Raw genomic sequence first — 11,948 nt, forward strand, 5'->3', positions numbered from 1 at the left:
ATTCTACCTAGTTCAGGGACAGAAGTCAAGCCTCTGTTAAAAAGACTGAAAATGCAATTAACGTTCTTCGTCCTCTTCTACCTCTTCATCATCATCAAAGTCCGTATCGAGATCTTCTTTGTCAGTGAAGTCAGCATCTTCTTCATCGTCATCATCTGCATCTTCTTCATTAGAAATCTCATCTAGCTCGTCCTCTAAGTCTTCAAACTCATCGTCAAAAACTTCCAGGTCATCATCTAAATCCTCATCGTCACTCTTTGCTTTTTTACGAGGATTAACTGGTGAAGTAATCTCTTCTTCTGATTGCTCATGAGGATACCAGCTTTTAAGGCCCCAGTTGTTATCACCAAGCGTTAAAAAGCGGCCATCGATGTTTAAATCCGTATACAAAAATGACATACGCTGATTTACTTCAGCTTTTTTCATTCCCTTAATTTCTGAAATCTCTTTAACTAAATCAATGAAATAATAAGGCTGGCGCTTTTCTTTCATTAAAGCATAAGCGACTTCAACCATTGACAGCTCTTGGATCTCTTCCTTTTCCATCTCGCGTAGGTTCAACGTAAGCACGTCCTTTCAGCATTTCTTGCATCTATTGCTTATTAAATATTGGCATAAAGTTCATACCTTTCATTATAAACACATTTCATATAAATATGCTAGATTGAAGACGAAAAAGTATGAGAGACATTTTAATAGAATGAAAATGAACAAAAAGACAGTCTGCTGACTGCCTTTTGGAGTGATTCGCCTTGTTGACTGAGCGCTTGCTATGAGGGCCGGCGCAAGGGCTGCTTGTTCAATTGCAGCGATTGAGAGTATATATGCGTCAGTGTCCGGCTGATGTGCGCCGAAGGTTTGAGTTATTGCTTCCGTTCAGAGCACAATTGCGCCCAATGAGGTTAATTGCGCCTGTATGTGGCGTAATTGCGTTCCTTCATATGCGGATTGCGTCTGTTCGATGCATAATTGCGCCGGTCAGCGGGTGCAGGGGCTGAACAAGCCCCTTCCGCTTTTCTTTGTGTCTAGCTTCGGCTCCTTGCCCTGCGGGAAAAAACGGTGCATCGATTGAAGTCAAAGAACGACTTCAAATCTCTCCCCCTTATTTTTCCGCATGCCAGAACAGTCGCCTCAGCTTTTCTTCCTACATATTCCTTCTATACTGTCCGCCTACTTGGTAGAGGGCGCCTGTGATTTGGCCTAGGCTGGCTACTTTGACGGTTTCGATTAGTTCTTCGAAGATGTTGCCGCCGGTGATCGCCGTTTCTTGCAGGCGTTTTAGAGCTTCAGGTGCTTTGTCTTGGTGCTTTTCTTGGAAGGCACGCAGGTTTGTGATTTGCTGCTCTTTTTCTTCTTTTGTTGCTCGTGCAAGCTCCATGTTGAACTCTTCTTCTGTGTTCTCGTTTGGATTCATGTACGTGTTTACACCGATAATCGGAAGCTCGCCTGTGTGCTTCTTCATTTCGTAGTGCATTGACTCTTCTTGAATTTTGCTTCGTTGATATTGTGTTTCCATCGCTCCAAGTACGCCGCCGCGATCATTAATACGCTCTAGCTCTTGCAGCACCGCTTCTTCTACTAGGTCTGTTAACTGCTCAATGATATATGAACCTTGTAGTGAGTTCTCATTTTTAGCTAGACCTAGCTCTTTTGTAATAATCATTTGAATCGCCATCGCACGGCGGACTGATTGCTCAGTCGGGGTTGTGATTGCCTCATCAAACGCATTTGTGTGAAGCGAGTTACAGTTATCATAGATCGCCATTAAAGCTTGAAGCGTTGTACGGATATCATTAAAGTCAATTTCTTGTGCGTGAAGTGAGCGTCCTGATGTTTGAACATGATACTTAAGCTTCTGGCTGCGCTCATTTGCTTCGTATTTATTCTTCATGACCGTTGACCAAATACGACGAGCTACTCGGCCGATTACCGTATATTCAGGGTCAAGACCGTTACTGAAGAAGAATGATAGATTTGGTGCAAATTTATTAATGTCCATGCCGCGGCTTAAGTAGTATTCTACATACGTGAACCCGTTTGCCAGCGTAAATGCCAGCTGACTGATTGGGTTTGCACCCGCTTCTGCGATATGGTAGCCAGAGATAGATACAGAATAGTAGTTACGAACTTCGTGATCAATGAAGTACTGCTGGATATCCCCCATCATACGAAGGGCGAATTCCGTTGAGAAGATGCACGTATTTTGACCTTGATCTTCTTTTAAAATATCGGCTTGAACCGTTCCACGAACCGTTTGAAGCGTACGAGCTTTAACCTCTGCATATTCTTCCGCATTAGGTTCACGGCCGTTTTCTTCTTTAAATTTCTCAAGCTGCTGCTCAATCGCTGTATTCATGAACATAGCTAAGATGATCGGTGCCGGTCCATTAATTGTCATCGATACAGATGTAGACGGTGCACATAGATCAAAGCCATCATAAAGCTTTCTCATATCCTCAAGCGTACAAATGCTTACACCGCTCTCCCCGACTTTTCCGTAAATATCAGGGCGGTAATCAGGGTCTTCTCCGTAAAGAGTTACCGAGTCAAAAGCCGTACTTAAACGCTTCGCCTCGTCATCTTTTGATAAGTAGTGGAAGCGGCGGTTTGTACGCTCAGGCGTTCCTTCGCCGGCAAATTGACGCTTAGGATCTTCACCTTTACGTTTGAATGGGAATACTCCTGCCGTATAAGGGAAGGCACCTGGTACGTTCTCTTCCATTGACCAGCGCAGAATTTCGCCCCAGTCTTCAAACTTCGGAAGAGCTACTTTAGGAATTTTCAGACCTGATAAGCTTTCCGTCGTAAGCTCTGTCACGATTTCTTTATCACGGATTTTTGTTACGAATGTGTCTCCGCTGTAAGATTCTTTTAGTGAATCCCAGTTATCAAGAATCGATTTACATGCTGGGTGAAGCTTCTGTTCGTATGCTTCTTTCGTTTTCATTAATTGAGCAAGAACGTCTTCACTAGCCTCACCATGTTTCTCAAGCGCTTCAATTGTTCCAGTCACCTGATAGATTTTGCGGGCAATGTCCACTTGCTCATCAGTCAGCTTTTTATATTGTCTTACGGATAGAACAATATCGCGTAGGTATTGCGTTTGCTCTGGCGGGATGATGACATTTTGCTTGATGACATCTTTACTCGTTTCAATATTTGTTTGGAAGTCTGTACCGCACTTCTCATTTAACGTATCCATTAATGCTTTGAATAACGTGTTTGTGCCAATGTCATTAAACTGACTAGCAATCGTACCGAAAACAGGCATCGCATCAAGTGCCTCTTCAAAGCGAGTACGGCTGCGCTGGTACTGCTTACGTACATGACGAAGAGCATCTTCTGAACCTTTACGGTCAAATTTATTAATCGCAATCACATCAGCAAAGTCAATCATATCAATTTTCTCAAGCTGTGACGGGGCCCCGTACTCACTTGTCATGACATATAAAGATACATCTGATACTTCCGTGATCTCAGCATCCCCTTGCCCGATTCCGCTCGTTTCAACAATAACAAGATCGTAGCCGGCTGCTTTTGCGACATCAATTGCATCACGAATGCTGTCAGAAATCTCTTTTCTAGAGTTACGTGTAGCTAAACTGCGCATAAATACACGTGAATTATGAATTGAGTTCATACGGATACGGTCACCTAAGAGCGCACCGCCTGTTTTTTGTTTCGTTGGGTCAACAGATAGAATCGCTACGGTTTTGTCGGAAAATTCGTTCAAAAAGCGGCGTACAAGTTCATCTGTTAACGAGCTTTTCCCAGCTCCACCTGTTCCTGTGATTCCTAAAACCGGTACGTTGTTTGTCATTTGCTTTAATTGATCAAGCGTTTCCTCAAGCGTTGCTGCCACTTCTTTTTTCGCTTCAGCATGCAATTCAGCATAAGAAATACATCGAGCAACGGCACGTGCGTTTTTCTCTTTTAAAGAAGTTAGCTCCTCTGACACTTGTTCTACTGTAGGGAAGTCACACTCTTTGAGCATTTGATCAATCATTCCTTGAAGGCCATGCTCACGGCCGTCATCTGGTGAGAAAATGCGGGCAATACCGTACTCATGCAGCTCACGGATCTCAGGAGGTGTAATAACCCCGCCGCCGCCTCCGTAAATACGGATATGGCCGGCACCTTTTTCATTTAAAAGATCATAGCAATATTTGAAGAACTCAACATGTCCGCCTTGATAAGACGAAATCGCAATTCCTTGGACATCCTCTTGAATGGCAGCGTTTACAATCTCTTCAACAGAGCGGTTATGCCCAAGATGGATAACCTCAGCTCCGCTTGCCTGTAAAATTCGACGCATAATATTAATTGAAGCATCGTGGCCGTCAAATAAACTTGAAGCCGTTACGAAACGCACATGATTCGTTGGTTTATATGATTGAGTTGTTGACATCAAACTTCCTCCTTTTAATTAGAGACGGTTGTAAGCGGGGAAAGTAATTGCTCACTTTGAAGCTTTGTGTATTCTTCTAAGGTGTAGAGTCTGCGGATGGCCCAGCGTCTGAACGTCCACATATGTCCTTGCACTAAAATATTGTGGCTCATCAGCTTGATCTCTTCTTCACTAAGATCAATACGATATTCAGCCACATAATCACGAATAATGTCTTCAAACATTTTCGTCATTTCTACTTCTTTTTGAAGAACGTACATTAATGCTTCTTTAGGAAGAGATTTTGCCTCTTGATACATGACAAGCACTTCATCTTGCAGGTGATCAATTACACGGAAGTAAGCGGCAATTGCCTTTTTCACACGGTCAATACCGACAGCTTCGGTATCTAGCTGTGAAACAAGCTGATCACGAACTTCTTCATAGATCGCATCACATACAAGGTAGAGGACATCCTCCTTTGAACCAATGTACTCATAAAGCGTTCCAATGCTGAATCCAGATTCTTTAGCAATTTCTCTTGTTGTTGTGCGGTGGAACCCTTTTTCAATGAAGAGGCGTACGGCGCCCTTCACCATCTGCTCGCGGCGTTTTTTTACTAACTGTTGATCTTTTACCATGGATGGCACTGCTTTTTTCTTCAAACTATTCAACCTACTTCCTTTTAATCGTATTTCCGTCTCTAGATGCCAACGTGCCTCACTAGCAGCAAGCCATCATCACTCGCTGCTTATGAGACTCCTTTTTCGTACTTATTAGCATACTAGAAATTGAAGCTACGATCTATCATTTATGTTGATTAGTCTGCTAACAACATTTTAGAAATTACAAGTCGTTGAATTTCATTTGTTCCTTCATAGATCTGTGTAATCTTCGCATCACGCATATAACGCTCTACTGGATAATCTTTTGTATAGCCGTAACCGCCGAATACTTGAACCGCTTCAACCGTTACATCCATTGCTGTATCCCCAGCGAATAATTTAGACATCGCAGATTCCTTGCCGTAGGAAACGCCTTCGCTTTCTCTCCATGCTGCTTGATACGTTAATAGTCGACTAGCCTCAATTTTTGTTGCCATATCAGCGAGCTTGAAGCCGATTCCTTGCTGTGCGCCGATCGGCTTGCCGAATTGCTTACGCTCTTTTGCATAGCCTACTGCAGCATCAAGGGCACCTTGTGCAATTCCTACTGCTTGAGCAGCAATTCCGTTACGGCCGCCATCAAGCGTCATCATCGCTACTTTAAATCCTTCGCCTTCTTTGCCAAGCATATTTTCTTTCGGTACACGGCAGTCTTCAAAAATAATTTCCGTTGTAGGAGATGAGCGGATTCCTAGCTTCTTTTCTTTCTTACCTACAGAGAATCCTGGAGTATCTGCTTCAACGATGAATGCCGTCGTCCCTTTATGACGCGCTTCTGGGTCAGTCACTGCAAATACGATATAAATGTCTGCAATTCCGCCGTTTGTAATGAAGATTTTAGAGCCGTTTATCACATAGTGGTCGCCATCTTGAATAGCTGTTGTTTTCATTCTTGCAGCATCAGATCCTGAACCTGGCTCTGTTAAGCCGTAAGCACCAATTTTTGTTCCTTCTGCCATTGGACGAAGGAATTTTTGCTTTTGCTCTTCTGTACCGAATTTATAAACAGGCCAGCCAGCAAGTGAAGTATGCGCGGATAATGTTACTCCTGTTGAAGCACAGACACGTGATAATTCTTCAACAGCAATACAATAGCTCACATAGTCAGCACCAATTCCGCCGTACTCTTCAGGCCACGGAATCCCCGTTAGTCCAAGCTCAGCCATCTTATCAAAGATTTCACGGTCAAAGCGTTCTTCTTCATCACGCTCTTCTGCTGTCGGTTCTACTTCATTTTTTGCAAAGTCGCGTACCATTTTACGGATCATTTCTTGCTCTTCAGTTAATAGAAAGTTCATGTTTGTTTCTCCCCTTTAATCTGCTAGTAAATGCTTGCCAATGACGATACGTTGAATTTCACTTGTTCCTTCGTAAATCTCACAAATCTTTGCATCACGGAAGTAACGCTCTACTGGGTAATCCTTTGTATATCCATAGCCGCCGTACACTTGAACTGCTTCAATTGACACTTCTACTGCCGTACGTGAAGCAAACAGCTTCGCCATCGAAGCTTCCATGCCGCTCTTTTTACCAAGCTCACGAAGCTTGGCTGCACGGTACACTAATAGTTTTGAGCCCTCTACCTTTGTCGCCATATCAGCTAGCTTAAAGCCGAGTCCTTGCTGATGCCCGATCGGCTTACCGAACTGCTTACGCTCTTTTGCATAACCTACCGCTGCATCAAGCGCTGCTTCAGCAATTCCTAGAGACTGAGCTGCGATACCGATTCGCCCTGCATCAAGGTTAGACATCGCAATCTTAAAGCCCTCCCCTTCTTGGCCCAGAAGGTTTTCTTCCGGTACACGAGCATCTTCAAATGTAAGTTCTGTTGTGTTTGAGCCGTGAAGACCCATTTTCTTTTCCTTTTTTCCAACAGAAAATCCCGGTGTGTCTTTATCTACGATGAATGCAGAGATGCCTTTTGTTCCAAGCTGTGAATCTGTTGATGCGAACACGATATACACATCCGCTTCCCCGCCATTTGTGATGAACACTTTTGAGCCGTTTAAAATGTACTCATTGCCGACTCTTTTCGCTGTCGTTTTCAAACTGCCGGCATCAGATCCTGCACCAGGCTCCGTTAAGCCGAATGCCCCTAAATACTCGCCGCTTGCAAGCTTTGGAACATATTTTTGCTTCTGCTCTTCTGTTCCGAAATAGAGGATCGGATTCGTTCCGACAGAAGTGTGCACCGATAAAATAACCCCGACAGTGGCACTCACTTTAGATAATTCATTGATCGCAATAATATAAGAGGTAAAATCCATACCAGCCCCGCCGTACTCTTCAGGAATCGGGATCCCCATTAAACCAAGCTCGCCCATTTTATTGACGATCTCACGCGGGAAGGTTTCGTTTTCTTCCATTTCTTCTATAAAAGGCGTAATCTGCTCTTGGGCAAAGTCACGCACCATTTTGCGCATCATTTCTTGTTCTTCGGTAAATCGTAAATCCATTTCTGCACCTCCGTAATCTGTTTGTCTTTTTATATAGCGGCTGCTTCGCTTTTGTATGACTTACTCGTAAACGTAAAATCCTCTGCCCGTCTTCTTCCCTAACCAGCCTGCTTTTACATACTTTCTAAGCAGCGGGCATGGGCGGTACTTATCATCGCCGAATCCTTCATGAAGGGTTTCCATAATGTAGAGGCATGTATCAAGTCCGATAAAGTCAGCAAGCGTAAGAGGTCCCATTGGGTGGTTCATACCGAGCTTCATTACTTCATCAACTGCCTCAGGTGTCGCTACCCCTTCATATACCGTATAGATCGCTTCATTGATCATCGGCATCAAAATACGGTTTGAAACGAATCCTGGGAAGTCGTTTACTTCAACAGGTGTTTTCGAAAGAGTACGAGATAGGTCTTCAATTGCTTGATACACCTCATCTGTTGTTGCTAGACCGCGGATGATTTCAACAAGCTTCATTACCGGTACTGGATTCATAAAATGCATGCCGATTACTTTTTCCGGACGATTCGTTGCTGCTGCAATTTCTGTAATCGGAAGTGATGATGTATTCGTTGCAAGAATCGCATGTTCTGGCGCAATCTTATCGAGGTCAGCAAAAAGCTTAGATTTGATCTCCATGTTTTCAATCGCTGCTTCAATCACAAGATCCACATCCTGAGCATTTTGCAAGTCAGTTGAAGGTGTCAAGCGTCCTAAGATCGCATCGCGTTCTCCTTCTTCTAAGCGGCCTTTTTCAACTTGGCGATTTAAATTCTTTTGAATAGTTGCCATCCCGCGCTCAACAAACTCTTGTTTTAAGTCGTGTAAAATGACGTCAATTCCAGCCATTGCATGTACTTGAGCAATTCCTGATCCCATTTGTCCTGCTCCGATTACCATTACTTTTTTCATACTCATTCATTCTCCACTCCTCTATTAAACGTTAAAGTTAGACTGTATTTATTTCACTTCGAATTATTTCACTTCAATTAGAATCGCGTCACCTTGACCGCCGCCGCTGCAAATCGCCGCTACACCAAGGCCTCCGCCGCGACGCTTCAGTTCATGTGCCAGTGTTAAGATAATACGCGCTCCACTTGCTCCGATTGGATGTCCAAGTGCCACTGCCCCGCCGTTTACGTTTACTCTTTCAGGGTCAAGATCTGCAATTTGGTTACTTGCAAGGGCCACTGCGGCAAAGGCCTCGTTAATTTCAAATAAATCTATCTCACTTGCTGATTTACCAGCTTTCTTTAATAGCTCATTAATGACAAGACCTGGTGTTTTCGGGAAATTTTCAGGCTCAATGGCAAGAGCATGATGTGCCACAATAGTTGCAAGCGGCTCAATGCCTTCTGCTTCAGCCTTCGCTTCAGACATAAGAAGCATGGCAGCTGCTCCGTCGTTCACACCTGGTGCATTTCCTGCTGTAATCGTGCCGTCTTTTCCAAATGCAGGCTTAAGCTTAGCCAGCCCTTCAGATGTTGTGCCAGGACGAGGTGCTTCATCTCGCTCAACTATTACAGGCTCGCCTTTACGCTGCGGTACCGGTACAGCCACAATTTCTGTGTCAAATGTTCCTGCTTCGATTGCACTTAGTGCTTTTTCATGACTTCGTGCAGCCCACTCGTCCTGAACCTCGCGTGACAGCGCTAACTCCTGTGCTACACCATTTCCGTATGAGCCCATATGTACGGAACGGAAAGAACAAGTAAGTCCATCAAATACCATCCCGTCAATCATTTCTGCATTACCCATACGTGCACCCCATCTAGCTTTAGGGACATAATATGGAGCATTGCTCATCGACTCCATCCCGCCGGCTAAAATAACTTCCCCGTCACCAGAACGGATAATTTGATCAGCCATTGTTACACTTCGCATGCCTGATGCACATACTTTATTAATCGTTTCCGTTTTAACACTCCACGGAATTTCAGCATAGTTGGATGCTTGACGAGATGGGATTTGACCCTGTCCTGCTTGCAGAACATTTCCTAAAATGACTTCATCAACATTCTCGCCTTTCCACTTAGCACGAGCTAATGTTTCTTTTAAAACAAGTCCTCCTAATTCCGCTGCTTTGAGGCTGCTTAAGGCGCCTCCAAATTTCCCAAAAGGTGTACGAGCTCCACTCACAATTACTGTTTTCATTGGTAATCCCCTTTCAGATCATAGACATTTATTGACCGAACGCTCGCTCGGTAGGAGTTCTGATAAAAAGCGCAACAAGTGATTGCGCTTTCAATTAAAGCTAAAAACATAAGTTGTGACCCGTGGAAACCACGAGTCGACAACTCTCCCAATAATTCACCACTATTACTTCTACTGAACTAACTCAGTTTCCTTCTTAATTAGTGATTTTTCTAAAATTTCTACAATATCTAACGTTTGAACGTCTTCTTCGACTTCTTTCGCCTTTGTTCCATCACTTAGCATCGTTAAGCAGTAAGGACAGCCGCTTCCGATCATCGATGGTTGTACTTCAAGCGCTTGCTCTGTACGAGCGACATTGACACGCTGGCCAGCATCTTCTTCCATCCACATCATACCGCCGCCGGCTCCACAACACATACCATTTTGACGATTACGCTCCATCTCTACAAGCTTCACACCAGGGATCGCTTCAAGGATCTCACGCGGCGGCTCATATACTTCGTTGTAACGGCCAAGGTAACAAGAGTCATGATACACAACCGTTTCATTGACTTCATGTGTTGGCTTAATGCGGCCTTCTTTGATTAAGTCAGCTAGAACTTCTGTATGATGGTAAACTTCCACACCTTCTAAGCCGAAGTCAGGATACTCATTTTTAAATGTGTTATAAGCATGAGGATCGATTGTGACAATCTTTTTCACGTTATGCTTATTAAACAGCTCGATATTAGCTGTTGCCAGCTCTTGGAATAAGAATTCATTTCCTAAACGACGCGGAGTATCTCCTGAGTTCTTTTCTTTGTTACCAATGATTGCAAATGTTACGCCAGCCTCATTCATCACTTTCGCAAATGATTGAGCAATCTTTTGGCTTCGTTTATCATATGAGCCCATTGATCCTGCAAAGAATAGGTATTCGAACTCTTCGCCTTTTTTCTCCATCTCTTTGACTGTCGGCACATGAATATCATCACGGCCATCACGCCAGTTTTCACGCTCTTTACGGCTGATGCCCCAAGGGTTTCCTTGACGCTCGATATTTGTCATCGCACGCTGTGCATCTGCATCCATTTTTCCTTCTGTTAAGACAAGGTAACGTCGCATATCAATGATTTTATCAACATGCTCGTTCATTACCGGACATTGATCTTCACAGTTACGACAAGTCGTACAAGCCCAGATTTCTTCTTCAGTAATAACGTCACCAATCAAGCTGACATCATATCCTGCAGCAGCTTCAGCACCGCCAGCACCTTGCATTGCTAATTGATTTGCTTTTGTATTAGAAAAAGCAAATTCCGGGAGCCACGCCGACTTCGAGGTAACCGCAGCACCTTTTTCCGTTAAGTGATCACGCATTTTAACGATCAAATCCATTGGAGAAAGCATTTTTCCTGTGCCTGTTGCCGGACACATATTCGTACATCGTCCACATTCTACACAGGCATATAAATCAAGCAATTGCTTGTGGTTAAAGTCTTCGATCTTGTTGTTACCAAACTGCTCTTGCGACTCATCTTCAAAATTAATAGAAGAAAGGCGGCCAACTTTATGCGTGCGTCCCATGAATACGTTTGCAGGACCAGCAATAAGGTGAGCGTGTTTTGATTGAGGTACATACACTAAGAATGTTAATAAGAACAATAAGTGCATCCACCAGAAAACAAAGAATAGTCCACCTGCAACGGCTGGCGATAACCAGCTGAATGCACCAGCAATTCCTGAGGCAATCGGTTCAAATCCACTCATTGATTTTTCTAGCCAGATAATCTCCATTCCTTTAGCGATCAGCTTTGAGGTCATCAGTCCACCGATAAAAATAAGGACAAGACCTGATTTCCAGCCACGCTTCAGGCGTACAAGCTTTTCAACATAACGGCGATAGAACGCCCATACAACGGCAATTAAGATCATAACTACGACAATTTCTTGGAAGAAAGTGAAGTAAGGATAAAGCGGCCCAAGCGGCAGATGCGATCCTACAGCAAGCCCTTTCCAAATCAGATCAATCGCTCCTAGCTGTACAAGCAAGAACCCGTAGAAGAACATTAAGTGAATAATTCCGCTCTTCTTATCTTTCATTAACTTCTTTTGTCCGAATACGTTTACCCAAACGGATTCGAGCCTCTCTTTCATCGAGTGATCAAATTCTGCTTTTTTACCAAGCTTGATATACTCGACACGTGTCATAACAAGAGTAGCGAATAAGTAGACTGCATATCCTGTTACGAGTAGAAAGGCGGCAAGATTAACCCATGTTAACGCTTCCATCACAAACGTCCCCCTTTT

8 protein-coding genes are annotated in these 11,948 nt (G+C 43.7%); all 8 read right to left on the reverse strand.

Going from position 1 to position 11,948, the window contains the following annotated elements; translation table 11 throughout:
* Positions 1–57 precede the first annotated feature (57 nt).
* The 8 genes from rpoE to PQ478_RS20290 all read right to left on the reverse strand — a co-directional run bounded on the left by rpoE (position 58) and on the right by PQ478_RS20290 (position 11,930).
* On the reverse strand, positions 58–561 hold the full coding sequence (gene rpoE, locus PQ478_RS20255; RefSeq protein ID WP_289235381.1) for a DNA-directed RNA polymerase subunit delta: 504 nt from the start codon (positions 559–561) through the stop codon (positions 58–60).
* A gap of 583 nt (positions 562–1,144) precedes the next feature.
* A complete protein-coding gene (gene icmF / locus PQ478_RS20260; protein WP_289235382.1) occupies positions 1,145–4,408 on the reverse strand; it encodes a fused isobutyryl-CoA mutase/GTPase IcmF in 3,264 nt (1,087 codons plus the stop codon).
* Positions 4,409–4,422: 14 nt separating this feature from the next.
* Positions 4,423–5,052 carry a TetR/AcrR family transcriptional regulator gene (locus tag PQ478_RS20265; protein ID WP_012960739.1) on the reverse strand — a complete coding sequence of 210 codons (630 nt, stop codon included), beginning with the start codon at positions 5,050–5,052 and terminating at the stop codon, positions 4,423–4,425.
* 155 nt (positions 5,053–5,207) lie between these two features.
* Positions 5,208–6,350, reverse strand: a complete 1,143-nt coding sequence (locus tag PQ478_RS20270) for an acyl-CoA dehydrogenase (RefSeq protein WP_289235383.1) — start codon at positions 6,348–6,350, stop codon at positions 5,208–5,210.
* Positions 6,351–6,365: 15 nt separating this feature from the next.
* The gene (locus tag PQ478_RS20275) at positions 6,366–7,508 is read right to left on the reverse strand and encodes an acyl-CoA dehydrogenase (RefSeq protein WP_289235384.1); all 1,143 of its coding nucleotides are present in this window, start codon (positions 7,506–7,508) and stop codon (positions 6,366–6,368) included.
* A 60-nt stretch (positions 7,509–7,568) separates the two neighbouring features.
* Complete coding sequence (locus PQ478_RS20280) at positions 7,569–8,420, reverse strand: 3-hydroxybutyryl-CoA dehydrogenase (RefSeq protein ID WP_289235385.1); 852 nt, start codon at positions 8,418–8,420, stop codon at positions 7,569–7,571.
* 57 nt (positions 8,421–8,477) lie between these two features.
* On the reverse strand, positions 8,478–9,656 hold the full coding sequence (locus tag PQ478_RS20285) for an acetyl-CoA C-acetyltransferase (protein WP_289235386.1): 1,179 nt from the start codon (positions 9,654–9,656) through the stop codon (positions 8,478–8,480).
* Positions 9,657–9,827: 171 nt separating this feature from the next.
* Positions 9,828–11,930, reverse strand: a complete 2,103-nt coding sequence (locus PQ478_RS20290; RefSeq protein ID WP_289235387.1) for a (Fe-S)-binding protein — start codon at positions 11,928–11,930, stop codon at positions 9,828–9,830.
* Positions 11,931–11,948 lie beyond the last annotated feature (18 nt).

The sequence above is a fragment of the Alkalihalophilus pseudofirmus genome, assembly GCF_029094545.1.
In the GTDB taxonomy this organism is placed as follows: Bacteria; Bacillota; Bacilli; order Bacillales; family Bacillaceae_D; genus Alkalihalophilus; species Alkalihalophilus pseudofirmus.